This is a genomic window from Streptomyces sp. NPDC002701, from assembly GCF_042889045.1.
GTDB lineage: Bacteria > Actinomycetota > Actinomycetes > Streptomycetales > Streptomycetaceae > Streptomyces.
This window is the reverse complement of sequence record NZ_JBIAQL010000010.1, coordinates 150,589-173,660: the sequence shown is the minus strand read 5'-3', so window position 1 is coordinate 173,660 and position 23,072 is coordinate 150,589. Positions and strand designations below refer to the sequence as shown.

General features: G+C 72.5%; 23 protein-coding genes and 1 riboswitch. Of the genes, 6 read left to right on the top strand and 17 right to left on the bottom strand.

Going from position 1 to position 23,072, the window contains the following annotated elements:
* Positions 1-29 precede the first annotated feature (29 nt).
* The 6 genes from ACFYXC_RS25530 to ACFYXC_RS25505 all read right to left on the bottom strand — a co-directional run bounded on the left by ACFYXC_RS25530 (position 30) and on the right by ACFYXC_RS25505 (position 7,556).
* Positions 30-1,052, bottom strand: coding sequence for a hemolysin family protein (locus ACFYXC_RS25530; RefSeq protein WP_388921262.1), 1,023 nt, complete (start codon positions 1,050-1,052; stop codon positions 30-32).
* Positions 1,049-2,404 (bottom strand): hemolysin family protein, encoded by a 1,356-nt coding sequence (locus ACFYXC_RS25525; protein ID WP_389554175.1) that lies wholly within the window; start codon positions 2,402-2,404, stop codon positions 1,049-1,051. The genes ACFYXC_RS25530 and ACFYXC_RS25525 overlap by 4 nt, the downstream gene beginning before the upstream one ends.
* Before the next feature lie 176 nt (positions 2,405-2,580).
* The gene (locus tag ACFYXC_RS25520; protein WP_389554174.1) at positions 2,581-3,006 is read right to left on the bottom strand and encodes a GNAT family N-acetyltransferase; all 426 of its coding nucleotides are present in this window, start codon (positions 3,004-3,006) and stop codon (positions 2,581-2,583) included.
* 176 nt (positions 3,007-3,182) lie between these two features.
* On the bottom strand, positions 3,183-4,049 hold the full coding sequence (locus ACFYXC_RS25515) for an LLM class F420-dependent oxidoreductase (RefSeq protein ID WP_389554173.1): 867 nt from the start codon (positions 4,047-4,049) through the stop codon (positions 3,183-3,185).
* A 79-nt stretch (positions 4,050-4,128) separates the two neighbouring features.
* The gene (locus tag ACFYXC_RS25510; RefSeq protein ID WP_389554172.1) at positions 4,129-6,699 is read right to left on the bottom strand and encodes an ABC transporter permease; all 2,571 of its coding nucleotides are present in this window, start codon (positions 6,697-6,699) and stop codon (positions 4,129-4,131) included.
* 11 nt (positions 6,700-6,710) lie between these two features.
* On the bottom strand, positions 6,711-7,556 hold the full coding sequence (locus ACFYXC_RS25505; protein WP_389554171.1) for an ABC transporter ATP-binding protein: 846 nt from the start codon (positions 7,554-7,556) through the stop codon (positions 6,711-6,713).
* A gap of 268 nt (positions 7,557-7,824) precedes the next feature.
* On the opposite strand from ACFYXC_RS25505, the gene ACFYXC_RS25500 reads away from it, so the two are divergent.
* Positions 7,825-8,052 (top strand): antitoxin, encoded by a 228-nt coding sequence (locus ACFYXC_RS25500; RefSeq protein ID WP_221350224.1) that lies wholly within the window; start codon positions 7,825-7,827, stop codon positions 8,050-8,052.
* Between the two features lie 49 nt (positions 8,053-8,101).
* A complete protein-coding gene (locus tag ACFYXC_RS25495) occupies positions 8,102-8,440 on the top strand; it encodes a fic family toxin-antitoxin system, toxin component (protein ID WP_388921600.1) in 339 nt (112 codons plus the stop codon).
* Between the two features lie 27 nt (positions 8,441-8,467).
* Here the strand turns inward: ACFYXC_RS25495 and ACFYXC_RS25490 are convergent, their stop codons facing one another.
* On the bottom strand, positions 8,468-9,154 hold the full coding sequence (locus ACFYXC_RS25490) for a class I SAM-dependent methyltransferase (protein WP_389554170.1): 687 nt from the start codon (positions 9,152-9,154) through the stop codon (positions 8,468-8,470).
* Between the two features lie 492 nt (positions 9,155-9,646).
* Between ACFYXC_RS25490 and ACFYXC_RS25485 the strand changes: the two genes are divergently transcribed.
* Positions 9,647-11,872, top strand: coding sequence for a LuxR C-terminal-related transcriptional regulator (locus tag ACFYXC_RS25485; protein ID WP_389554169.1), 2,226 nt, complete (start codon positions 9,647-9,649; stop codon positions 11,870-11,872).
* 217 nt (positions 11,873-12,089) lie between these two features.
* On the opposite strand, the gene bioD is transcribed toward ACFYXC_RS25485, so the two are convergent.
* Genes bioD through bioB form a run of 3 tightly spaced genes read right to left on the bottom strand, consistent with a single transcriptional unit; the run spans position 12,090 to position 15,301 of the window.
* Entirely contained in the window at positions 12,090-12,797 is a 708-nt protein-coding gene (gene bioD / locus ACFYXC_RS25480) for a dethiobiotin synthase (RefSeq protein ID WP_389554168.1), read from the bottom strand.
* A gap of 1 nt (position 12,798) precedes the next feature.
* A complete protein-coding gene (locus ACFYXC_RS25475; RefSeq protein WP_389554167.1) occupies positions 12,799-14,124 on the bottom strand; it encodes an adenosylmethionine--8-amino-7-oxononanoate transaminase in 1,326 nt (441 codons plus the stop codon).
* Entirely contained in the window at positions 14,117-15,301 is a 1,185-nt protein-coding gene (gene bioB, locus ACFYXC_RS25470) for a biotin synthase BioB (RefSeq protein WP_389554166.1), read from the bottom strand. The genes ACFYXC_RS25475 and bioB overlap by 8 nt, the downstream gene beginning before the upstream one ends.
* Positions 15,302-15,510: 209 nt before the next feature.
* Between bioB and ACFYXC_RS25465 the strand changes: the two genes are divergently transcribed.
* Entirely contained in the window at positions 15,511-16,677 is a 1,167-nt protein-coding gene (locus ACFYXC_RS25465; RefSeq protein ID WP_389554165.1) for an 8-amino-7-oxononanoate synthase, read from the top strand.
* On the opposite strand, the gene ACFYXC_RS25460 is transcribed toward ACFYXC_RS25465, so the two are convergent.
* Entirely contained in the window at positions 16,658-16,882 is a 225-nt protein-coding gene (locus ACFYXC_RS25460; protein ID WP_389554164.1) for a DUF397 domain-containing protein, read from the bottom strand. The two genes, ACFYXC_RS25465 and ACFYXC_RS25460, sit on opposite strands and share 20 nt — an antisense overlap.
* Positions 16,883-16,891: 9 nt before the next feature.
* Positions 16,892-17,758 (bottom strand): helix-turn-helix domain-containing protein, encoded by an 867-nt coding sequence (locus ACFYXC_RS25455; protein WP_389554163.1) that lies wholly within the window; start codon positions 17,756-17,758, stop codon positions 16,892-16,894.
* A gap of 260 nt (positions 17,759-18,018) precedes the next feature.
* Here ACFYXC_RS25455 and ACFYXC_RS25450 point away from each other — a divergent pair, with 260 nt between their 5' ends.
* On the top strand, positions 18,019-18,462 hold the full coding sequence (locus ACFYXC_RS25450; protein ID WP_388921305.1) for an ATP-binding protein: 444 nt from the start codon (positions 18,019-18,021) through the stop codon (positions 18,460-18,462).
* 2 nt (positions 18,463-18,464) lie between these two features.
* Here ACFYXC_RS25450 and ACFYXC_RS25445 read toward each other — a convergent pair whose 3' ends face one another.
* The 4 genes from ACFYXC_RS25445 to ACFYXC_RS25430 form a co-directional block, all read right to left on the bottom strand.
* Positions 18,465-18,989 carry a DUF6328 family protein gene (locus tag ACFYXC_RS25445; protein WP_388921308.1) on the bottom strand — a complete coding sequence of 175 codons (525 nt, stop codon included), beginning with the start codon at positions 18,987-18,989 and terminating at the stop codon, positions 18,465-18,467.
* Between the two features lie 104 nt (positions 18,990-19,093).
* Positions 19,094-19,567: a C40 family peptidase gene (locus ACFYXC_RS25440; RefSeq protein WP_389554162.1), complete on the bottom strand. Its 474-nt coding sequence runs from the start codon at positions 19,565-19,567 to the stop codon at positions 19,094-19,096.
* A gap of 3 nt (positions 19,568-19,570) precedes the next feature.
* A riboswitch (cyclic di-AMP (ydaO/yuaA leader) is annotated at positions 19,571-19,767 on the bottom strand.
* A 338-nt stretch (positions 19,768-20,105) separates the two neighbouring features.
* Positions 20,106-20,414, bottom strand: coding sequence for a hypothetical protein (locus ACFYXC_RS25435; protein WP_388921314.1), 309 nt, complete (start codon positions 20,412-20,414; stop codon positions 20,106-20,108).
* A 7-nt stretch (positions 20,415-20,421) separates the two neighbouring features.
* Positions 20,422-21,057 carry an ATP-dependent Clp protease proteolytic subunit gene (locus tag ACFYXC_RS25430; protein ID WP_389554161.1) on the bottom strand — a complete coding sequence of 212 codons (636 nt, stop codon included), beginning with the start codon at positions 21,055-21,057 and terminating at the stop codon, positions 20,422-20,424.
* A 70-nt stretch (positions 21,058-21,127) separates the two neighbouring features.
* Between ACFYXC_RS25430 and ACFYXC_RS25425 the strand changes: the two genes are divergently transcribed.
* Positions 21,128-21,406, top strand: a complete 279-nt coding sequence (locus ACFYXC_RS25425; RefSeq protein ID WP_389554160.1) for a type II toxin-antitoxin system Phd/YefM family antitoxin — start codon at positions 21,128-21,130, stop codon at positions 21,404-21,406.
* A 585-nt stretch (positions 21,407-21,991) separates the two neighbouring features.
* Here the strand turns inward: ACFYXC_RS25425 and ACFYXC_RS25420 are convergent.
* Positions 21,992-22,957, bottom strand: a complete 966-nt coding sequence (locus tag ACFYXC_RS25420) for an ABC transporter permease (protein WP_389554261.1) — start codon at positions 22,955-22,957, stop codon at positions 21,992-21,994.
* Between the last annotated feature and the right edge of the window lie 115 nt (positions 22,958-23,072).

Sequence of the window (23,072 nt, the reverse complement as noted above, 5' to 3'; positions counted from 1 at the left end):
ATAGCGCGTGCACATACCCACCGGTCTGCTCAGACCGGCTGGCCGAACAGCTCCCTCAGTACGTCCTCCATCGTCACCAGGCCCGCCAGCCGCCCGTCCGTGCCGAGCACCGCCGCCAGGTGCGTACGGCTGCGCCGCATCGCGGTCAGCACGTCGTCGAGCGGCGTGCTCTCCCGGACCCGGGCGATGGACCGCATGTCCCGCACCCCGAACGGCAGGTCGCGCGGCATCGCGTCCAGGGCGTCCTTGACGTGCAGGTAACCGACGATGCGCAGTCCGTCGTCCACGACGGGGAAGCGGGAGAACCCGGACTCGGCGGACAGCGCCTCCAACTGCTCGGGGGTGACGCCCACGCGCGCGTAGACGACGCGTTCCAGCGGCATCACCACGTCCCGCACGGGACGGCGTCCCAGTTCCAGTGCGTCGTGCAGACGCTCCTGGGCGCGGTCGTCGATCAGCCCCGCCTCGCTGGAGTCCTTCACGAGCCGGGCCAGCTCCGTGTCGGAGAAGGTCGCCGACACCTCGTCGCGGACCTCGACGCGCAGCAGTTTCAGCAGTCCGTTGGCGAACGCGTTGACCGTGAAGATCACCGGTCGCAGCCCCCGCGACAGGGCGACCAGCGGCGGACCGAGCAGCAGCGCCGTCCGTACCGGTTCGGCGAGCGCGATGTTCTTCGGCACCATCTCGCCGAGCAGCATGTGCAGGTAGGTGGCGAGCGAGAGCGCGATCACGAACGAGATCGCGTGACCCGTGCCGGACGGCAGTCCCACCGCGTGGAACAGCGGCTCCAGCAGATGCGCGATCGCGGGTTCGGCGACCACGCCGAGGACCAGCGTGCACAGCGTGATGCCGAGCTGCGCCGCCGCCATGAGCGCGGACACGTGTTCCAGGCCCCACAGCACGACACGCGCCCGTCGGTCGCCCGTCCGCCCGCTCTCCATGGACTCTTCGATCTGGCTTCGGCGTACGGAGATCAGCGCGAACTCGGCCGCCACGAAGAAGGCGTTGACGACCAGGGTCGCCAGGCCGATCAGCAGTTGTACGGCGGTCATCGGCCCCGCCCTCCTTCGGATCCGGCCTCTTCGGACCGTGTCTCCCCGGCGCCCGGCGGGCGCATCAGCACCCGCGCGGCCCGCCGGCCCGTCGCGTCCACCACGTCCAGCCGCCATCCGGAGACCTCGACCGAGTCCCCCTCGACGGGGATGCGTCCGAGCTCCGTCGCGATGAGGCCCGCGAGTGTCTCGTACGGCCCGTCGGGGGCGCGCAGTCCGACCCGGGCGAGCCGGTCGGTGCGCAGGGAGCCGTCGGCCGAGTACAGCGTGCGCCCCGCGTCGTCCGTCCCTGCCGTGTCCAGGTCAGGCGTCTCGTGCGGGTCGTGCTCGTCGCGCACCTCGCCGACGACCTCCTCGACGATGTCCTCCAGGGTGGCGACCCCGGCGGTGCCGCCGTACTCGTCGATGACGACGGCCATCGTGCGCTTGCCGGAGAGCCGGTCGAGGAGCCGGTCGACGGTCAGCGTCTCCGGTACGAGCAGCGGGTCACGCATCACCTGCGACACGGCCGTACGGGCCCTGCGGTCGGCGGGCACGCCGATGACGTCCTTGATGTGCGCCACCCCGACGACCGAGTCGAGGTTGCCGCGGTGGACGGGGAAGCGCGACAGACCGGTCGCCCGTGTCGCGTTCGCCACGTCCTCGCAGGTCGCCTGGACGTCGAGGGAGATGACCTGGACCCGCGGCGTCATGACGTTCTCCGCGGTGAGGTCGGCGAGGTTCAGGGTGCGCACGAACAGTTCGGCGGTGTCCGCCTCCAGGGCGCCCAGCTTCGCGGAGTGCCGGGCGAGGGCGACCAGTTCCTGGGGTCCCCGGGCGGAGGCCAGCTCCTCGGCGGGCTCGACGCCGAAGCGGCGTACGACCCGGTTGGCGGTGTTGTTGAGGTGGGCGATGAACGGTCGGAACACCGCGCTGAACCAGCGCTGCGGCGTCGCCACCCGCTTGGCCACGGCGAGCGGCGAGGAGATCGCCCAGTTCTTGGGCACCAGCTCGCCGACCACCATCAGGAAGACCGTGGACAGGGCCGTACCGATCACCAGTGCGACCGACGAGGTCGCCGAGTGCGGCAGCCCGGCCGCTTCGAGGGGGCCGGCGATGAGCGCGGCGACGGACGGTTCGGCGAGCATGCCGACCACCAGGTTGGTCACCGTGATGCCGAGCTGCGCGCCGGAGAGCTGGAACGTGAGGTTGCGGACGGCTCTGAGGGCGCCCGCGGCGCCGACCTCACCGCGCTCGACGGCCCGTTCCAGCTCGCTGCGCTCGACCGTGGTCAGCGAGAACTCGGCCGCGACGAAGGCGCCGCAGGCCAGCGAGAGCAGCACCGCCACGGCGAGGAGGAGCACTTCGGTCATCGGGTCACCTCCGTCCCATGATCGGGCAGGTGCGCGAGAAGCGCGCGGTGCCGGCGCGGCGGGACGCCGTGCCGTCGGCTTTCGGAGGGCTCGCCCATGGTCGGCCGCTCACACCTTTCCTAGGGGGCGTCCCGGGTCCCTCGCGGGCGAAGGACCCGGGGACGCCCCGGCTGAGGTCACTCGACCAGCGGCCTGACCCAGCGCCGCCAGTGCTCTTGCGGCGCGTACCCCGCCGCGCGCCAGGCATGGTGGGCGGTTTCGTTGCGTTGCAGCACCATCGCGTCCGCGCGGCGCCCGCCGAGCCGTACGAACCGCTCCTCCGCCGCGGCGAGGAGCGCCGAACCGATGCCCTGGCGGCGCCGCGCCGGATCCACCGCGAGCCGGTACAGATGGCAGCGCCAGCCGTCGAAGCCCGCGACGACCGTACCCACGAGCTCCCCGTCCCGCTCGGCGAGGATCAGGGCCTCGGGGTCACGGACGATCAGCCGCTCCACGCCGTCCGGGTCGTCGCTGATGCTGGTGCCCTCGGCGGCGGTCCTCCAGAAGGCGAGGACGGTGTCGCGGTCGCCGGGCACGGCGGCCCATATACGCAGATCACTCATGGCCCCGATCCCATCACGGGCGCCGCGCGTGGACACCACATTCCACGATCCGGACACCGACCCGCACGGCTCGGAGGGGACGGGCGGCTTCGACGGGAGGGGCTGCTTCGAGGGGCGAGCGGCTTCGAGGGGACGGGAGTGTTCCGGGGGCCGGGACGGAGTGACGTGTCCCCGTGTCACTCGTCCTGGAGTCCCGCGATGACCGTCCCGAACGCCTCCATGTACGGCTCCAGCACCGTCAGATACGAGAACCCGTACCGCTCTCGCACCGCCCGCACCTTCTCCCTGATCCGCTCCACCGGACCGACCAGCACGATCGGCAGCTCCAGGATCTGCTCCTCGGTGAGATGCGGGACGCGGGGGAGCAGGGGGCGGACGGCGGCCCGCGGGTCGTCCGTGACGGCGACGAGCTGGACGAGCAGATTCAGTTCCGCGGGTTCAGGGCGGTCGACGGCCAGGCGCAGATAGGCCGCGACCCGCCCGTCGATCTCCTCGGCGGTGAGCGGCTCCAGCGTCCCGGTGGTGCTGCCCCGTACCGAGCGCGCCGCGGTGAAGGCCGCGATGTCGGCGTGCTCGGCGGTCAGCCGCAGCATCCGGTCGCCGTTGCCGCCGATGAGCAGCGGCACCCGCCGGTCCGCCGGGCCGAGCAGGCGCTGCAACTCCTCGACCGTGTGCAGCAGATGGTCCACGCGGCGGCCGGGCGACCGGTACGAAAGGCCGGCCGCGTCGTGCTCCGCCTGTACGTATCCGGTACCGAGCCCGAGTTCGAGGCGGCCATCGGTGAGCGCGTCGGTGGTGGCGACCTCGCGGGCCAGCAGCACCGGATTCCAGAACCCGGCGTTCAGCACGAACGTGCCCAGGCGCGGCCGCTCGGTCGCCCCGGCGGCCGCCACCAGCGACGGGAAGGGGGCGGGCATGCCGAGGTGGTCGGCGACCAGGATCACGTCGTAGCCGAGCTCCTCCGCACGGCGGCACTTGGCCCGCCATTCACCGGCGGGGGCGGGGGTGACCAGGCTGACACCGAAACGGAAGGGACGCGGCACGAACGCTCCTCACATGTCTCCAGCACGGCCGACGCGACGCGACCTGACCTGACGTGATGTCACGTGCGGGGCGGTCGCCTCACTCGTGCGCGATGGCGGCGAGCACGTTCATACGTGACGCGCGCAGGGCCGGCAGCAGCGCCGCCACGATGCCGACGACGGCCGAGCCCACGACGACCGCGACGAGGGTGCCCCAGGGGATCGCGAACGCCTCCATCCCCTGCAGGGCGAGGACCTGCTGCACGCACACCCCCCACACCAGCCCGAGCACCAGCCCGAGGACCGCGCCGAACACGGCGATCACCACCGACTCCAGCCGGATCATCCGCCGCAGCTGCCGCCGGGCGAGCCCGATCGCGCGCAGCAGCCCGATCTCGCGGGTGCGTTCCACGACGGACAGGGCGAGCGTGTTGACCACGCCGAGCACCGCGATGACGATCGCGAGCCCCAGCAGGGCGTACACCAGGTAGAGCAGCACGGCGATCTGGTCGTGGATCAGCTTCTTGTAGTCGGCCAGGTCGCGCACCTGCACCTGCGGGTACGGGTCGAGGGTCCTGTCGAGGCCGGAGCGCAGGGTGTCGTCGGAGACGCCCGGAGCCGCGTTCACGTAGAGCGCGGAGTCCTGGCCGCCCGGCACGTACTTCTCGACCGTCGCGAAGCCGAGGAAGAGGCCGCCCTGCGTCCCGAAGCCCTCCGCGGAGTCCTCGTCGGTCAGCGCCGCGACCTTCAGCTCGGCCCTGCGTCCGCCGGGGAACTCGACGGGGACCGTGGAGCCCAGACGCACGTCGTGGTCCCGTGCGAAGTCGATGTCCATGGCGATGTTCCCGTCCGCGAGCGCGGCGGCCGTGCCCCCCTCGGCGTAGGTGACGCGCGCCACGTCGTCGAGCTCCGGGTCGTAGCCGGCCGCGGTCGTCTCGACGCGGTCGCCGTCCGGCAGCCGTACGGCGACCGGCGCGAACCGCTGCCGTACGACGAGACCGGCGCCGTCCGTGTCCTCCACGTTCTCGGTGATCTCCTGCGGGAACGGCATGAAGTTGGCGTTCTGCACCACGAAGTCGGCGCCCAGCGTCTTGTCGATCTGCTGGTCGAAGGACTTGGTCATGGACGCGCTCGCCACGGACATCCCGCCGACCAGGGCGAGGCCCACCATCAGAGCGGCCGCGGTGGCGCCCGTGCGGCGCGGGTTGCGCAGGGCGTTGCGCTGGCTCATCCGGCCGACCGACCCGAACACGGCGGGGAAGAACCCGCCGAGGACCCGGATCACCGGACGGACCAGCAGGGGTCCCGCGATCACCGTCGCGACGAGGGTGAGGACGACCCCGAGGCCCAGCAGGGACGCGGCGGACGAGGTCCGTGTCGCCGTCGCGCAGCCCACGAGCGCGGCGGCACCGAGCGCGCCGACGACCGATCCCACGATCGCCCGGGTCCGCAACGGCCGTCCCACCCCGGCGATCTCGGCGTCCGCGAGCGCGGCCATCGGCGACACCGTGGCGGCCCGGCGGGCCGGGAGGTACGCGGCGACGAAGGTGACGCCCACCCCGACGACGTACGCCGCGACCGGCGTCCCCCAGCCGATGACCATCTCCGTGGACTTCAGGTTCATGCCGAAGACGCCCATGAGCTCGATCAGCCCGACCGCGAGCCCGATGCCCGCGGCCAGGCCCAGCGTGGAGCCGACCAGGCCGAGCAGGGTCGCCTCCGTGAGCACGGACCGGCGCACCTGCCGCCGGTCGGCGCCCAGCGCCCGCATGAGGCCCAGCTCGCGGGTGCGCTGCGCGATCAGCATGGAGAAGGTGTTGACGATCAGGAAGACCCCGACCAGCACCGCGATGCCCGCGAAGCCGAGCATCACGTACTTGATCACGTCGAGAAAACCGCCGAGCTGGGACGCGGCCGTCTCGGCCTGCTCGTCCGCGGTCTCCAGCTCGTACCTCCCGGCGCCGACCTCGGCGGCGATCCGCCGCTCCAGCTGCGCGTCGCTCACCCCCGGCGCCGCGTCCACCTGGATGCTGGTGGCGACCCCGTCCCTGCCCAGCAGCCGGTCCGGCGCGACGGCCGGGTCGAGGAAGACGAGCGCGGCGCCCGGGTTGGTGGTCCTGAAGGTCGCGATGCCGACGACCTCCACCTCGAACGAGCCGGGCTGCGCGATCACGGTCAGCGGGTCGCCGATTTCCACGTCCTTCTTGTCGGCCGTGTCCGCGTCGAGGAGTGCCTCGCCGGGCCCGCGCGGCGCGCGCCCCGAGGTCAGCCGCACGGGGCTGCGGTCGGTGACGTACCAGTCCGCGGCGATGGTGGGCGCGCCCGTGGTCGGACCGACCGACTCGTTGTCGCGGTCGACGACGGTGACGTTCTCGACGGAGACGTCCGGACGGACGAGAGCGGCCCCCTCGACCTGCCGGATGCGGTCCACGAGGCTCGTGGGCACCGTCTCGACGGCCCCGGAGGGGAGCTGCGACTGCAGATCGTCGTCCTTCGGGCCGAGGGTCACGTCGGCCGACGTGGACGCGAAGAGCCGGTCGAACGTACGGCTGACGGTGTCCGAGAAGATCAGGCTGCCCGCGACGAACGCCACGGACAGGACGACGGCCAGTGCCGAGAGCAGCAGCCGGCCCTTGTGAGCGAGGAAACTCCGGAGTGTCGCCTTCAGCACGACGGCCTGCCTCAGTCCCTGTCGGGGGCTATGCCCTGGTCGAGGACGCCTTTGTCGTCGGAGGCGGCGCCGCCCCCGGACGTCCCGCGGATCGTGTCGAACCTCTTCATGCGCTCCAGCACCGCGTCGGCGGTGGGCCGGGCCATCTCGTCCACGATCCGCCCGTCCCCGAGGAAGAGGACCAGGTCGGCGTGGGCCGCCGCGCCCGGATCGTGCGTGACCATGACGACGGTCTGCCCCAGCTCGTCGACGGCGTCCCGCAGGAAGCCGAGGACCTCCAGACCGGCGCGCGAGTCGAGGTTGCCGGTCGGCTCGTCCGCGAAGATCAGCTCGGGTCGCGAGGCGAGTGCCCGGGCACAGGCCACCCGCTGCTGCTGGCCGCCGGAGAGCTGCGCGGGCCGGTGGTTGAGACGGTCGCGCAGGCCGAGCTGGTCGATGACCTGGTTCAGCCACTTCTCGTCGGGTTTCTTGCCCGCGATGTCCATGGGCAGGGTGATGTTCTCCGCCGCGTTCAGGGTCGGGATCAGGTTGAACGACTGGAACATGAAGCCGATCCGGTCCCGCCGCAGCCGGGTCAGTTCGCGCTCCTTCAGCCCGGTGATCTCGGTGTCGCCCAGCCACACCTGTCCCGCCGAGACGTTGTCGAGCCCCGCCAGGCAGTGCATCAGGGTGGACTTGCCGGATCCCGAGGGGCCCATGACGGCCGTGAAGCGGCCGCGTGCGATGTCCACGTCGACCGAGTCGAGGGCGAGCACGGTCGTCTCACCCGACCCGTACGCCTTCGTCAGACCCCGGGCGCGGGCCGCTGTCTCCCCGGCCTCCGTGCGCCCGAGGGCGTGCTCCGCTGCTGTGGACAAGGCCGCCTCCTACGTCGGACTCCGGTGTCCGCGGGCGAGCCTAGTGTGATGCGGGGCACACCCGGTATCCCCCCGAAGTGCCGGGCGGTCTCCGTCGTAGGTCGGTCACCTCGGAGTCTGTGTAAGGGGCACCCGTAAGGGAACTGCTCTGTGCGGTGGCTTCTGGCGGCGCTTTTCGGGCGTCTTCGGCGGAACGTTCGCGGAACCTCCCGAGGCGGTTCCGGCGCCCGTCCTTGCCCTGCTAGCGCTTCGGCGCTAGCTTCGAGGTATGGCGAAGACCCAGCTGAACGTACGCGTGGACGAGGGCACGGCCCGGGCCGCGCGGGAACGCGCCCTGGCCCGCGGGATGAGTGTCAACCGCTACATCGAGGAACTGGTCAGACAGGACACCGGAGAAGCCGGCCACACCTTCGTCGAGGCCGCCGCCGACTTCATGAAGCAGTACGAGTCCGTCTTCGCCGAGGAGTTCGGCACGGACCGAGAAGGCCGTCGCTGAGCTCTTGGACGCACCACGGGACATCAGAGTCGACCTCGCCTGGCTCCTCATGGTCGCTGAGCAGAAGACACCGGGAGACCCCCAGGTCACCGACTGGGGAGCCCTCGTCGCCGCCGTCGGCCGGCACGACGCCGAGATCTTCGGCGTGCCCGTCTACGACACGCCCCACGCCCGCGCCGCCGCCCTGCTCCAGCTCCTGCTGCACGTCCCGGCGCTCGAACGCTCGAACGCGATGTTCGCCATGGCCGTCGCGTACGCCTACCTCGTCGCCAGCGGCCTGAAGGTCGTCACCTCGCCCGAGCAGGTCCGCGATCTGGCCAGACTGGTCAAGACGGGCGGGGCGACCGTGCAGGACATCGCGCGCGAACTGCGCCAGTGGAGCCTGTGAGACCGCCCGCGCGTACGCCGGTCGGCCTCAGGAGGCGGACGGGCGGCGAGCGGTACCGAGCACGCAGTACGAACTCGGTGTCCGCGGCCCCCTGTCGGGCACCGTCAGCCGCCGGTAGGGACCGAGCTCGTATCCCGCGTCCCGGATCGCGCCGACCGGGTCCCGGCCGACGTGGCAGCCGCCGAAGAACAGGGGCCACACCGTGCGGTCGAGGACGCGCTGCCCCGCCCTCATCGCGCCGCCACCGCCTCTTCCGTGCTCGAAGAAGCGCAGCTCACCGCCCGGACGCAGGACACGACGGATCTCGGTGAGGGCGCGCGGCAGGTCCCGGACGCTGCACAGCACCAGCGACACGACGGCCCCGTCGAACGCCTCGCTCTTGACCGGCAGGGCCTCCGCGACCCCCGGTACCACGTCGACCGGCACGTCGGAGCGCAGGGCCGCGGTCCCGGCCAACTGCCGCAGCCGCCGCTCCGGTTCGATCGCGACGACCTCCGAGACCGTGCTCGGGTAGTGGGCGAAGTTCAGCCCGTTCCCCGCACCGATCTCGATGACCCGGCCACGGAGCCCGGCGAGCAGCTCGTCGCGGTGGACGCCGATCGTCGGCTCGGCCGCCACGCTGAACCGGGCGTAGAAACGGGCGAACAGCGGGTGGTGCACCGGCGCCGGGGGCAACGCGCCGGTCTTGCCGGTCCTGGAACCGCGCGGTCGCATGATGCCTCCCCTTGGGGCGTGGACCTATCGCGATTGTCCCCCCGGAAGGCCGCGCTCACCCGTCGGTCCACGAACAGCGGCGGGGCGTCGTCGCCCGACGCCCCACACGTCCGTCCGGCCCGTCCCGTGGCCCTCACGCGGACGGGATCACGGGACGGGCGCACGGCACCGTCCCGCGGCAATCCGCGGCAGTGACACGCGAATCCCCTGGCAGACCATGGCAACGCGCGGCAACCCGTGGCAATCCCCAACGCTCGGCGGCGGACTACCCGCACCCCGGCGGGAACGGCGGTGCCGTCGCGTGTCCGGTGGGATTCGCGCGTGCCGCATCGGTGAAATCGCCGGTCTTTACGCACCACTTGACCCGCCAGTAACGTGACCGCCGTGGTGACCTCGGTGAACCCCCCACCTCTCCCGAACCATTCGCCACCGCCCCTGCCGAACGTTCCGCAGCGACCGGGCGGCACACCGCACCCGCACGAGCGAACGCCGTTGTCCGAAGGCGTCCGCGTCCGGGTGCTGTGTGCCGTGCACGGCGATCCGCTCGCCGCGGCGGAACTCGCGGCCGTCCTCGACGAGCGTCAACGGACCGGTCTGGAACCGCTGCCGCCCGACCCCGTCGCCGTCCTCCCCGGCCTGCTGCGCTCCCTTCGGCCCGTGTTCCGATCCCTCGGCACGGGCACCCGGCGCCTCCTGCTGATCGCCGCCGCCGACCAGCACCCGTTCGCCACGCACGCCTACCAGCGGGCGGTGGCCGCCGCACGCTCGCACACCGGTTCTCTCGACGACGCCGAGGCGGCCGGGCTCGCCCGTGCGACGTCCGCCGGAGTCGTGTTCCGGGACTCCTGGACCCGCATCGCCGCCTATGAGACGGCGTCCGCCGCGGACCGGCGCGAGACGCACCGCCTCCTCGCCCGGGTCCTGCGGGGCGAGGGCGAGGCACCCCGCAGGGCCTGGCACCGGGCGGCCGCGGCACTCGGCCCCAGCCGGCGCCTAGCCGCGGAACTGCGAGCCTCGGCGCACGAGGTGCGCGCCGCCGGTGAACACGCGCTGGCCTGCGCGCTCCTCGAACGGGCCGCGGCGCTGACCCCGGACGCGCGCGAGCGCCCCCGGCTGCTGGCCCGCGCCGCAGCCGACGCCTGGCGCTCCGGCGACGGCGACCGCGCCCGCCGCCTGTCCGCCCACGGCGACATCGACGGGCTCGGCGGGCTGCTCGCTCTACGCGCGGGGAATGCGACGGAAGCCTTCGACGCGCTGCTCGCGACAGCGGAACGCCACGTCGCACGCATCGCCGGCCGTGGCGTCGAGCCCGGTGCGCGGCACGGCACGGAGCTCAGCGTGCGGGCTTCCGGCCCGCGGACGGGGCAAGGCGTGCCCGGCAGCGGCGGGAGCGGCCTCCGGGGCGGGCGCCCCGGCGATCCCGGCACCGCCGCGCACCTGGTGGCATGTGCCACCGAGGCCGCCCTCTACACCGGTGACCTGCGCCGCTGCCAGGAGGCCGCAGCCGTCGCGGCCCGGCTCGGCATCGCGGCGCCGGGCACGCTCGGCGGACTGGCCGCGGCCTTCGAGGGGCGGTACGAGGACGCCCGCGACCTGCTGCGCACGGCCGCCGGGCGCTGCGGATCCGGCGACCCCACCTCACTCATCCACTCGTCCATCGCCGCGCTGCTCCTCGGCGATCACACCCGCGCCGCCTCCGCGGCCGTCCGGGCCGCCGCCTCGGCCCGCGCCCTCGGCGAGCCCGCGACCGTTCCACAGGCCATGGAGTTCCAGGCGTACGCCGAGTTCTGGACGGGACGCCCACGCGCCGCCGGGGCCGCCGCGCTGGACGCCCTGCGGCAGGCGTACGTCACCGGACAGGACAACGGGGCCTGCCACCTTCAGGCGGCCCTGGCCATGTTCGCCGCCGTCACCGGCGACGAGGAACTGTGCCGGGCCCGCGCCGCCGCGGCCCGCGCCCACGCCCTGGAGCGCGGCCTCGGGCTGCCCGCCGCCCTCGCCCTGTGGGCGCTCGCCTTCCTCGACCTGAGCACGGGCCGGTACACGGCGTCCGCGACCCGGCTGCGCGCGCTCGCCGGATTCGGACCCGGGCACGGTCACCGGGCCGTCCGTCACCTCGCCATCCCGCACTATGTGGAGGCCGCCGTCCGGACCGGGGACACCTCGGTCGCGCGGACCGCCCACGCCGACTACGACCGCTGGGCCAGTGCCGTGCGCAGCGTCGACGACCTCGCCCTGAGTGCGCGGTGCCGGGCCCTGCTGGCCACCGGGCACGAGGCCGCCGACCACTACCGGACCGCTCTCGACCTGCACGCGGGCGGCATCCGGGACTTCGAGCGGGCGCGTACGGAGCTGCTGTTCGGCGGTGCCCTGCGCCGGCTGCGCAAGCGGGCGGAGGCCCGGGACCGGCTGTGCAGCGCGCTGGAGGCGTTCGAGCACTTCGGGGCGCCGCACTGCGCGGCCGAGGCCCGGGCGGAGCTGCGGGCGCTGGGGGAGCCGGGGAGGCTGCCGGCCGGGGCGCGCGGTACGGCCGGCCTGCTCACCTCCCAGCAACTGGCCGTGGCCCGGATGGCCGCCGAGGGCGCCACCAACCGGGAGATCGCGTCACGGCTGCTGCTCAGCCCACGCACCATCGACCACCACCTACGCGGCGTCTTCAGCCGCCTCGGCATCCGCTCCCGAATAGAACTGGTCAAACTCCTGACACCAGAGGACTAGCCCCCACAAGGGGCGCGGGCAACGGCGCAGCTCTTGAGGGGCGCGGGGAACGGCGCAGGCTGTCGAGGGGCGCGGGGAACGGCGCCATCCTTCAGGGGGCCGCAGGGAACGGCGCAGCTTTTAGGGGCGCGGGGAACTGCGCGATCTTTTAAGGGGCGCGGGGAACGGCGCGACCAGCCACGCACAACCCGCACCTCACCACCCGGCCGACCGAACTTCAGCGCAGGGCAAACGCTCGCGCATCCCAGCTCCCCCCCAACCGCGGCGCAAGCCATCCGGCCGCAGAGGCCCGGAAGTCAGCGGCAGAAAGACCACCCGCCCCCTCGGGCAACGAGCCGAGCAGCGGCGCCTCCGCCACCACCGGAAGATCCACGACGTTGCAGCGCGACGCCAGGTCGGGCTCGCCCGGCCAGCTGCCGATGACGACCCCGAGCAACTCCAGCCGCCGCGACCGCAGTTCGCGGGCGGTCAGTTCCGTCGTGTTGAGGGTGCCGAGCCCGGCCGAGGCCACCACCAGCACCGGAGCGTCCAGCAGCCGCGCCGCGTCCGCGAGGGTGCCGCCCTCGTCGGCGAACCGTACGAGCAGCCCGCCCGCGCCCTCCACCAGCACGAGGTCGTGTTCGGCGGCCAACTTGCCCGCCGCGTCCGCCACCTCCTCGGGCCGCACCGGTGCGAGACCGGCCCGTCGCGCCGCCGTGGCCGGAGCCAACGGCTCGGGATAGCGGGCGAGTTCGACGGCCGTGACCGCGCCCGCGAGCCGTGCCACCTCGTCGGCGTCCCCGCGCTCGCCCGGCAGCAGACCCGTCTGTGCGGGCTTCAGCACGGCCACCGACCGCCCGGCCCCGACGGCCGCCGCGGCCACGGCGGCCGTCGTGACGGTCTTGCCGACCTCCGTGCCCGTCCCCGTGATCACCAGTACCGTCATGTCAGCCCTCCCGTGCCGCCGCGCACACGGCCGCCGTGATCCGCGCCAGGTCGTCGTCCCCGGTGATGTACGGCGGCATCGTGTACACGAGGTCCCGGAAGGGGCGCAGCCACACGCCCTCGCGCACCGCCGCCCGGGTCGCCGCCGCCATGTCGATCCCGTGGTCCAGCTGCACCACCCCGATGGCCCCGAGCACGCGTACGTCCCGGACGCCCGGCAGTTCCGCGGCCGGCGCCAGCCCGCCCCGCAGCCTCGTCCCGATGCGCTTGACCTCGGTCTGCCAGTCCTGGCCGAGCAGGAGGTCGATGGAGGCACAGGCCACGGCGGCGGCGAGGGGGTTGCCCATGAACGTCGGGCCGTGGGCGAGGACCGGTACCTCACCGCGCGAGATGCCCTCCGCGACCCGCGCGGTGCACAGCGTCGCCGCCATCGTCAGATAGCCGCCGGTGAGGGCCTTGCCCACGCACATCACGTCCGGCGTCACCCCCGCGTGACCGGCCGCGAACAGCGAACCCGTCCGTCCGAAGCCCGTCGCGATCTCGTCGAACACGAGCAGCACGTCATGCGCGTCGCACGCCTCGCGCAGCACCCGCAGGTACGCGGGGGAGTGGAACCGCATGCCGCCCGCCCCCTGGACCACCGGCTCCACGATCACCGCGGCCAGTTCGCCGGCGTGCCGCTCGATCAGTGACCGCAGATGGTCGGCGTACGCCTCCTCGTACGCGACCGGGGGCGCGTCGGCGAAGACCTGGCGCTGCAGCACGCCCTGCCACAACTCGTGCATCCCGCCCTCGGGATCGCACACCGACATCGGCTGCCAGGTGTCGCCGTGATAGCCACCGCGCCAGGTCAGCAGACGCTGCTTGCCGGGGCGGCCGAGCGAGCGCCAGTGCTGGAGGCACATCTTGACCGCGACCTCGACGGACACCGAACCGGAGTCGGCCAGGAAGACATGCTCGAGACCCTCCGGCGACATGTCGACAAGGCGCTTCGCCAGGCGTACGGCCGGCTCGTGGGTGAGCCCGCCGAACATCACATGGCTCATCCGCCCGAGCTGCTCGCGGGCCGCCTCGTTCAGCACCGGATGGTTGTAACCGTGGATCGCCGACCACCAGGACGACATGCCGTCGATCAGCTCGCCGTCCCCTCCCGCCAGCCGCAGCCGCACCCCGTCGGCCGACTCCACGACGAGCGGTTCCTGCCGGCCCGGCATCGGCCCGTACGGATGCCAGACGTGCCGCCGGTCGAGATCGAGCAGCTCACGTACGGCAGGGCCGGGGGAGGCGGGCGCGGCGGGCGGGCCGGCCGGACCGGACAGATCAGGCATTGGGCGCGAGGTCCGTTCCGGCGCCCCGGCGGCGTACCGCGACCAGGTCCGTACGCGCCTCGGAGACCCGCGCGGCCTGCTGGACCGGCTCGCCGGTGGACCCCTCCTCGGCGGCCGGGCCGCTGGGCCCGCAGCCCCCGCCCTCGTGCGAGCCGCAGCCCTCGTGCGCGGGGACCCGGTGCTCCGGGAGCGTGACCTCGCCCGTGCCCTCCACCTCGAACCCGGCGTCCGCGATCATGTCCAGGTCCGCCCGGCCCGCCTGTCCCTCGCTGGTGAGGTAGTCGCCGAGGAAGATCGAGTTGGCCAGATGCAGGGCGAGGGGCTGCATCGTACGGAGATGGACCTCGCGGCCGCCCGCGATCCGCACCTCGACGTCCGGGCAGACGAACCGGACCATCGCGAGGATCCGCAGACAGCGCTGCGGGGTGAGGTTCCACTCCTTGGCGAGCGGGGTGCCCTCGAACGGGATCAGGAAGTTGACCGGGACCGAGTCCGGGTCGAGCGCCCGCAGCGCGTACACGACGTCGACGAGGTCCCCGTCGCTCTCACCCATGCCGGCGATCAGACCCGAGCAGGCGGACAGCCCCGCGGCATGGGCCTTCTGGACCGTGTCCACCCGGTCGGCGTAGGTGTGGGTGGTGGTGATCCCCCCGTACGTCTCCTCGGACGTGTTGAGGTTGTGGTTGTAGGCGTCCGCCCCCGCCTCGCGCAGCCGCTCGGCCTGGCCGTCCGAGAGCAGCCCGAGACAGGCGCACACCTCGACGTCCTCGTGCCGGTCCTTGATCGCCTTGATGGTGTCGGAGACCCGGTCGACATCGCGGTCCGTGGGGCCGCGTCCGCTCGCCACCAGACAGACCCGCTTCGCGCCGCCCGCGAGCCCGGCGGCCGCGGCCTCGGACGCCTGGTCGGGCTTCAGCCACGTGTACTTGAGGATCTCGGCCTTGGAGCCGAGCCGCTGCGAGCAGTAGGAGCAGTCCTCGGGACACAGGCCCGACTTCAGATTCACGAGGTAGTTGAGCTTCACCCGGCGGCCGAACCATTGCCGCCGTACCTTGCCGGCCGCGGCCACCACATCGAGGAGTTCGTCGTCGGAGGTGGCCAGCACGGCCAGCGCCTCGTCACGGGTCGGCAGCTCGCGCCGAAGCCCCTTGTCCACCAGCGTGTTCAGCAGGTCCATGAGGCCCGATCCTGACGTATCCGACCGCGCCGGGCCAAGGAGGGACCGGACAACAGAGACGGTTCGACGTGTGGGTATTGCCACATCATGGGCGGCTGGTGGTGCGGCTAGGGTCTGTGCGTTGCCTACAAAGGGCAGCGGGGGCGGCCGGGCGAGAAGCCGTGTGTCGGGGCCCCATGGGACACCCGCACATCATGGCCGGAGGACACATGGCCCGATCGCCCTTCGAGTGGATCGACGAGCAGGCGCGGGCGCGCCGCCGGGCCGGACTCGTCCGCACCCTGCGCCCCCGCCCGGCGGACTCCGCACTCCTCGACCTCGCCGGGAACGACTACCTCGGTCTCGCCCGGCACCCCGAGGTCACCGAGGCCGCCGCGCGGGCCGCGCGCGCGTGGGGCGGCGGCGCCACCGGCTCCCGGCTCGTCAGCGGCTCCACGGAGCTGCACACGGAACTCGAGCGCGAGCTGGCCGCGTTCTGCGGCTTCGAGTCCGCCCTCGTCTTCTCGTCGGGCTACGCGGCCAACCTCGCCGCCGTCACCGCGCTCGCGCCGCACGGCTCCCTCGTCGTCTCCGACGCGGGCAACCACGCCTCCCTCATCGACGGCTGCCGTCTGGCGCGGGGCGTCACCCAGGTCGTCGCCCACGCCGACCCCGAGGCCGTCCGCAAGGCGCTGGAGACACGCGCGCAGGACACACGCGCGCAGGACTCGCGCACCGGACCCGCGATCGTCGTCTCCGACACGGTCTTCTCGGTGGACGGCGACGCGGCCCCGCTCGCGGAACTGGCCGCCGTGTGCCGGGAGTCCGGCGCCGCCCTCGTCCTGGACGACGCGCACGGTCTGGGCGTCCTCGGCGACGGCGGACGGGGCGCCGCGTGGGCGGCGGGGCTCGCGGGCGCGCCCGACGTCGTCACCACCGTCACCCTGTCGAAATCGCTCGGCAGCCAGGGCGGCGCCGTCCTCGGACCGGCCCACGTCATCGACCACCTCGTCAACGCGGCCCGCACCTTCATCTTCGACACCGGTCTGGCCCCCGCGGCGGCGGGCGCGGCCCTCGCGGCCCTGCGTCTGCTGCGGCGGGAACCGGAACGGGCCGCACGCGCGCGTGCGGTGGCGACGGCTCTGCACGAGCGGCTGACGGCCGCAGGGCTCGAAGCCGTACGGCCGGACGCCGCGGTCGTCTCCGTACGCGCCCCCTCCCCGGAGCGGGCGCTGCGCTGGGCCGCCGACTGCCGTACGGCGGGTCTGGCCGTCGGCTGTTTCCGTCCCCCCTCGGTGCCGGACGGCGTCTCACGGCTGCGGCTCACCGCCCGCGCGGATCTCACCGACGGGCAGGTCGAGCGGGCCGTGGCCGTGATCATCGCAGCGCGTCGATGAACCCCTCCCAGGCCGCTGGGGCGAACAGCAGGGCGGGCCCCGACGTGTTCTTGGAGTCGCGTACCGCGAGCAGGCCGGCCCAGGGGCCGGAGACCGGCCTGGCCGTCTCCACGCAGTTGTTCATTCCCGTGCTGCGGCTGCTGCGCTGCCACCGCACACCGTGCAGACGCGTGCTGGAAGGTACGTACCGAGGCATGGCGGGCATGGTGCCTCCTTATGCGCCGTCCGTCAGACCGGCGATGAAATCCAACGTGTCCTTGGGCGAAAGGGCGTGGACCTGAAGGGAGTCGAAAGCCTCGCTGTAGGCGTGGAGGTCTTCTTTCCGTTCGAGATAGAGGCTACTCGTCAAGTGGTCGAGAACAACCACATCCAGATCAGATCTGTTCGTAAACGAAAAAATTACAAAGGGCCCGGTGACTCCGACGTGCGCCCCCACTCCGAACGGCAGCACCTGAATCCGCACGTGAGGGAGGTGCGCGGCCTCCTTCAGCCGCTCCAACTGCCGTGCCATGACGTCCGGTCCGCCCACTGTCCGTCGTAGCACCGCCTCATCCAGGACGACACTCAGTCGTAGCGGGGTGTTCGAACGCAGCACGTCCTGCCGGGCGAGCCGCACCTTCACCAGGACGTCCACCAAGGCGTCGTCGCCGCCGGGCGCCCGGCCCACGGCGGCCCGCGTCACCTCGCGCGCGTACTCCGGCGTCTGCAGGAGGCCCGGCACCACGGAGTTCTCCAGCGTGCGCATGACGTCGGCCTGCGACTCCAGACTGATGAAATCGCTGTACGTCGACGGCAGAAGCCCACGGTAGGCGTGCCACCAGTGCTGCCGGCCGTCCTCGTCGGAGCCCGCCAGCATGACGAGCAACTCGTGCAGTTCCGGGTCCCGGACGTCGTACGCGTCCAGCAGCAGCCGTACGTCCGCGGGCTTGACCCCGCTGCGGCCGGTCTCGATCCGGCTCACCTTCGACTGGTGCCAGCCGACGAGGCGGGCCGCCTGACCGCTCGTGAGGCCCGCGCGGGCGCGCAGGGCTCGCAGTTCGGCGCCGAGCTTCCGCCGGCGCACCGCGGGGCCGTACTGCATGGCCGTCTCCTTCCGACCGTCGCGCCGACGCTGTGGCGCCCGGCGTCACGCCGACCGTAGAGGACAAACAGGCCGCTGACGCAAATAGGGCCGAGCGTCGCAGAGTTCACCGCTTCGAGCGACAGATATATGCATATCTCGGTGGATCGGCACCGTGAACCCCGAGGTAGTGGCACGCTGGCGCATGCACCAGTCCGGGACCGTACCCGAAGTCATGCACTCCGGTCGGCCTCCGGTCCCGTGGGAAAGGACGACGTCGCATGGCAGACCACCAGGAAGCCTCCGTCACCCTGCCGAGCGATCCCGCCTCGGTCTCCGCCGCCCGTACGTACGTCACCGACGTCCTGGCCGAATGGGGACTTCCCGCCGACTCGGAGGCCGCCGACACGGTCCGTCTCATGGTCTCCGAACTCGCCACGAACGCCGTACAGCACACCTTCGGGCTCTCGCCGACCTTCACGGTGGACATGGAACTCGACCGTGACGAACACCTGCGCATCGGGGTGACCGACAGCCACCCCCGGTTCCCGAAACGGCTGCCCGCGGCCGTCCAGCAGGACAACGGCCGTGGCATGGTGATCATCCGCTGGCTGACCGCGGAGTGGGGCGGCAAGCTCACCGTGCGGCCCACCCGGGAGGGCGGGAAGACCGTGTCGATCATGCTGCCGTGGACGGCGCCGGTGGAGCCGGTCAGGGCCGACTGAGATCACCCGCCGTGGGGGTCGTCCTTGCCGGAATCGTCCTTCGGGCTCTTGTCGGCCGCTCGTTTCAGCAGGTAGGGCATGACCTCCCACAGGGCCGTGCACACGACCAGGGTGGTCGCCCCGGCCACGATCCCCTCGGTCCGGTCCACCGCGACGTCCACGACGAGCAGCATGGACCCGGACAGGGCGAGCGCCAGCACGGCCAGACCGGCCTGTGCGAGCCGGGACGAGGCATTCACCACCTGGGGCTTGGCGCCCTGCTGGAAGAGCCGTCGGTGCAGCGCCGCGGGCGCCGTGAAGAGCGCGGCCGCCAGGACCGAGAGCAGCAGTGTGACCACGTACGTGGTGCGCTGGAACGTGTCGAGGGACGGGAACCGGGGGGTGAAGGCGAGGGTCAGCAGGAAGGCGAAGAGGATCTGGACGCCTGTCTGGGTGACCCGCAGCTCCTGGAGGAGCTCGTTGAAGTTCCGGTCGGCGCGCTCGAGGCGGGTCTCGTTGCGCTCCTCGTGGTGGTGCCGTTCGGCCATGGGTGAACGAGTAACCAGTCCGCCGCCGACGACACGCCGACAACATGCCCGGGCACCTCACGAGGCGGCCCACGGGAATCCCGATGGGCCGCCTCGTGGGCGGATCACCTGACCCGGCCGTACCAGACGCTCTTCGTCCAGATCTTCTGGAGCTTCACCACGTCCCCGGACTTCGGGGAGTGCCAGATCCGTCCCTTCCCGGCGTAGATGCCGACGTGGTAGACGTTCCGGCCCGAGTGGAAGAAGACCAGGTCCCCCTGCCTGCGCTTGGAAGCGGAGATGTGGTTCGTCTTGTTGTACTGGGCCGCGGCCGTACGGGGCAGGCTCTTGCCCGCCTTCTTGAACGAGTACAGCGTGAGGCCGGAGCAGTCGAAGCGCTTGGGCCCCGCGGCGCCGTACTTGTACGGGGAGCCCTTCTTGGAGGCCGCCACCTTGAGAGCCTTCGTCGCGTGCGTGGCCGCTTCCGCGTCGGACGCGAAGCCCGGGGCCACTATGCCGCCGCCGACGGCGGCGATCGTGAGAGCCGATGCGGTACCGGCCCTGCTGAACAGCGACGGGACACGATTGAGCGCAGTCATGCGCAACCCTTCGTCAGCCGCCTGTGAAGGATGACCTGTCGGATTCGGGCTGGCGAAGTTGCCCGGCCGCTGTTGCGGCTTCACCCCAAGGACCACTCGGATCTCTCCGGCGGCCCGTCGTGCCTGGGTCCTCCACTCCTGCCGATCCACTTCTGTCGACCGGTCATCCGGGCAGCGGCAGGACTCGGCGTCCGCCCGGACCGCCCCGCCGCTTGTGGCGGGGGCTTGTCGTCGGAAGGGATCTTGACGCACTGATGTCCCAAAAGCCGAGCGGAATCGGCGATTTGTGGGCTTACTCACCACTCACCCGTTCGGGTGGACAGCCCTTTCTACGGGTGGGTGTCGAGGACTTGGAGGACCCCCGCACCAGCATCGGAATGTCCGATTCCGCCCCAGGAGTAGGCACGTTGCGCAACTCCCGGGGGCCGGAAAAGGCAGCCGCGGCTACGCCGTCCGGGGGTACGCCGTCTGGTTCGTTTGAGATCCGGCCCGGACACCTCGTCACCCGCCCGCGTGACGCCGGGCCGAGGGGGAGGCGTCAGGTGTCGGAGCCGGGCGGCAGGGCGACCCGGCCCGCCCGGCGCTCACCGTCCAGGACGCGCAGCGCCCGGGCCAGGGTCGGCGCGTGCACCTCGTGTTCACCCCTCTGGTGCATCAGGGTCAGCGCGTCGCGCAGAGCGGTGGCGCTGGCCACCAGCGCCTGGGCCGCACGCAGCCCGCGGTAGGTGTCGCCCGAGTGTGCCGGGTTGATCCGGCCGAGCAGGTCGACCACCTCCAGATAGCGGTCGATCAGCTCGGCCTCGGCCCGCGTCAGTGCCGGCAGCGGGGGCAACTCGGGTGGCAGCATCGGCGGTTCACCTCGCGCCGTGGGCGCCGTGGATCGCCCTGCGGCTCGGGACGATCCGGTCGATGAGCCCGTGCTCCAGTGCCTGTCCGGCGTCCAGGATCCTGTCCCGCTCGATGTCCGCCGCGATCCGCTCCCGGCTCCGCCCCGTGTGCCGGGCGAGCATCTCCTCCATCCGTGCACGGGTACGGGTCAGTTCGTCGGCCTGGATCGCCAGGTCGGACGTCTGTCCCTGGACGGGTCCGGAGAACGCCGGCTGACGGATCAGCACGCGCGCGCCCGGCAGCGCGTACCGCTTGCCCGGCGTGCCGGCCGCCAGCAGGACGGCCGCGGCCGAGGCCGCCTGCCCCAGGCAGACGGTCTCCACCTCGCAGCTGACGAACCGCATCGTGTCGTAGACGGCCGCCATCGCGCTGAAGGAGCCGCCGGGGGAGTTGATGTAGAGCGAGATGTCCCGGTCGGGCGCCTGGTACTCGAGGTGCATGAACTGAGCCATCACGTCGTTCGCCGAGACGTCGTCGATCGGCGTCCCGAGAAACACGATCCGCTCTTCGAGGAGCTTCGAGTACGGGTCCGTGGTCCGCGCTCCCGAACTGGTGCGTTCGGTGAACTCGGGCAGGACGTGGCGGGCGGACGGTCGGGTCATGACACACGCCTCCTCCGGGAGAGGTCCTGTAAAAAATGTACAGGACGTACATGACGTTATGATGGGGAGCATGGCCTACGAGATTCCGGTGACGCAAGCCAGGGCTGAGCTCGCCGATCTGATCAACCGCGTGGTGTACGGCGCCGAGCGCGTCGTCGTGACGCGGCACGGGAAGCCCCTCGTCGCCCTGGTCTCCGCGGCTGACCTGGAGCGACTCGAGAAGCTCGACGCGGTGGGGGACGACCGGGTGATCAGCTCGGTCTCCGTCCCCCGGGAAACCGCTTCCGCTCCCCGCGAACGCCAACGTTTCGGAATAACGGCGGAACGACGGGGACCGGGGGCGTCATAGCAACGACTCGTCGGCTACGGCTGGCTGGCCACGGCTGGCGGGCTATGACTCGTCGAGTACGGCTCGCCGGGTGCGGGTGCGGGTGCCGGGGCGAAGACGATCGCGAGGCGACAGCGGGGCGCGGGTACCAAGGGCGGGCGCGGGGACGAGGGCACGGCGGGAGGCCGAGCGTGCGGGGGCGCGGCGCGAGGCCGAGAGCGTGGGGTGCCGAGGCGAGGCGCAGGCTGCGGTGCGGGGGCGAGGGCTCGGTGCGACGGTGCGGCGCGGTGGCGCGACGCGGTGCGAGTGCGCGGTGCGGGACGAGGGTGCGGCGCGAGGGCGCGGTGCGGGGACGAGAATGCGGCGCGAGGGCGAGGTGCGACGGCGCGGCGCGGGCGAGGATTCGTGAGGCTTCTGCGTGAGCGGCGCGAGCCTGCCGTCCGAGGCTGAGCGTCACCCACCCAGGGGCGCGGGGAACTGCGCGACCAGCCCCCACCGACCCGCACTCCACCACCACCCGCACACCGCACACCGCGCAAACAGAGACCGTGCACCCCCGTCCGCTACTGCGGAGGTGCACGGCCGATCAGTGCGCCGCCCGCGAGCTCAGCCCGCGAGCGCCGACGCGGACGCCGACGCCGGTGCCGGCTCCGGCCCGCGCGCGGAGCGCCCCACGCCGCCCACCAGAACCGCCACCAGCCCCAGCGCGGACCACAACGCAAGCGTCACGGCAGGCCCGGCCGCCGCGGCTCCGTCGAAGAAGGAGACCGACTTCAGGAGCGAGGCACCGGCCCCCGGCGGCAACCACTGACCGATCATCCCGACCGGCGCCGGGAGCATCTCCGGGGCAGAGCTCGCACCGGAGAACGGATTGCCGAGCATCATCACGACGAACGCGCCGATGCCGATGCCCGGAGTGCCGATCAGGGCCGCGAGCCCCGCGACGGCGGCGCTCACGGCGAGCGTGGAGAGTGCCAGCACGGCGGCCTCCGGCCACCAGCCCTCGGTGAAGGCGCCCAGCCAGCTGCCCGCGACGAGCGCGGCCGCCGCACCGACCACCACGGCCGTACCGGCCAGCGCGGCGACCGCGCGCCAACCGCGCAGCTTGAGAAAAGTCACCACGGCTCCCGCGGCGATACCGGCAAGCGTCATGGGCAGCACGCTCGACGACAGGACCGCACCGCGCGGGTCGGCGGCGGAGGTCGGTACGACGTCGACGCTCCGCACCTCGGCCCCGCCGGCCTGCCGGGTCACGGCCTGCTGCAGCGTCTGTGCGACGAGAGGACTCGCGGCCGAGGCGGTGAGCAGTTTGGGCCCCTGCCCGGTGGCGACGACCGCGCCGTATACGGTCCGGTCCTCGATGGCGTCCCGTGCGGCGGCCTCGTCCGGGTAGCGGTGGATCTCGAACGCGCCCTCGCGGGACTCGAGTTGCTGCTGGATCTGGGCGGCGGCGGTCGCCGGGCCCGCCACGCCGAGCGGCAGGTCGTGCGGGGCGGTACGGGCCGCGGGCCAGGCGAAGGCCCAGAGGGCCACGGCGGCCAGGACCGGGATCAGCAGGACGACGGCTGCCATGTTGCGGCGGTGCGACGGGGGCGAGGGCTGTCGCTGCGACGGCTCCGGCCTGGTCGCGGCGGGCGTAGCGGAGGTGGCGGACATGCTTCTTCCCTCGGTGTGAACGGGTGGTGGG

Coding starts and splice junctions, on each gene's coding strand:
- ACFYXC_RS25475 (WP_389554167.1), bottom strand. CDS start 14,124: ATGCCTGATCTGTCCGGTCCGGCCGGCCCGCCCGCCGCGCCCGCCTCC.
- ACFYXC_RS25435 (WP_388921314.1), bottom strand. CDS start 20,414: ATGCTGCCACCCGAGTTGCCCCCGCTGCCGGCACTGACGCGGGCCGAG.
- ACFYXC_RS25440 (WP_389554162.1), bottom strand. CDS start 19,567: ATGACTGCGCTCAATCGTGTCCCGTCGCTGTTCAGCAGGGCCGGTACC.
- ACFYXC_RS25520 (WP_389554174.1), bottom strand. CDS start 3,006: ATGAGTGATCTGCGTATATGGGCCGCCGTGCCCGGCGACCGCGACACC.
- ACFYXC_RS25420 (WP_389554261.1), bottom strand. CDS start 22,957: ATGGCAGCCGTCGTCCTGCTGATCCCGGTCCTGGCCGCCGTGGCCCTC.
- ACFYXC_RS25495 (WP_388921600.1), top strand. CDS start 8,102: ATGGTCGCTGAGCAGAAGACACCGGGAGACCCCCAGGTCACCGACTGG.
- ACFYXC_RS25530 (WP_388921262.1), bottom strand. CDS start 1,052: ATGACCGCCGTACAACTGCTGATCGGCCTGGCGACCCTGGTCGTCAAC.
- ACFYXC_RS25445 (WP_388921308.1), bottom strand. CDS start 18,989: ATGGCCGAACGGCACCACCACGAGGAGCGCAACGAGACCCGCCTCGAG.
- ACFYXC_RS25455 (WP_389554163.1), bottom strand. CDS start 17,758: ATGCAGTACGGCCCCGCGGTGCGCCGGCGGAAGCTCGGCGCCGAACTG.
- ACFYXC_RS25460 (WP_389554164.1), bottom strand. CDS start 16,882: ATGCCCGCCATGCCTCGGTACGTACCTTCCAGCACGCGTCTGCACGGT.
- bioD (WP_389554168.1), bottom strand. CDS start 12,797: ATGACGGTACTGGTGATCACGGGGACGGGCACGGAGGTCGGCAAGACC.
- ACFYXC_RS25450 (WP_388921305.1), top strand. CDS start 18,019: ATGGCAGACCACCAGGAAGCCTCCGTCACCCTGCCGAGCGATCCCGCC.
- bioB (WP_389554166.1), bottom strand. CDS start 15,301: ATGGACCTGCTGAACACGCTGGTGGACAAGGGGCTTCGGCGCGAGCTG.
- ACFYXC_RS25430 (WP_389554161.1), bottom strand. CDS start 21,057: ATGACCCGACCGTCCGCCCGCCACGTCCTGCCCGAGTTCACCGAACGC.
- ACFYXC_RS25465 (WP_389554165.1), top strand. CDS start 15,511: ATGGCCCGATCGCCCTTCGAGTGGATCGACGAGCAGGCGCGGGCGCGC.
- ACFYXC_RS25425 (WP_389554160.1), top strand. CDS start 21,128: ATGGCCTACGAGATTCCGGTGACGCAAGCCAGGGCTGAGCTCGCCGAT.
- ACFYXC_RS25525 (WP_389554175.1), bottom strand. CDS start 2,404: ATGACCGAAGTGCTCCTCCTCGCCGTGGCGGTGCTGCTCTCGCTGGCC.
- ACFYXC_RS25490 (WP_389554170.1), bottom strand. CDS start 9,154: ATGCGACCGCGCGGTTCCAGGACCGGCAAGACCGGCGCGTTGCCCCCG.
- ACFYXC_RS25500 (WP_221350224.1), top strand. CDS start 7,825: ATGGCGAAGACCCAGCTGAACGTACGCGTGGACGAGGGCACGGCCCGG.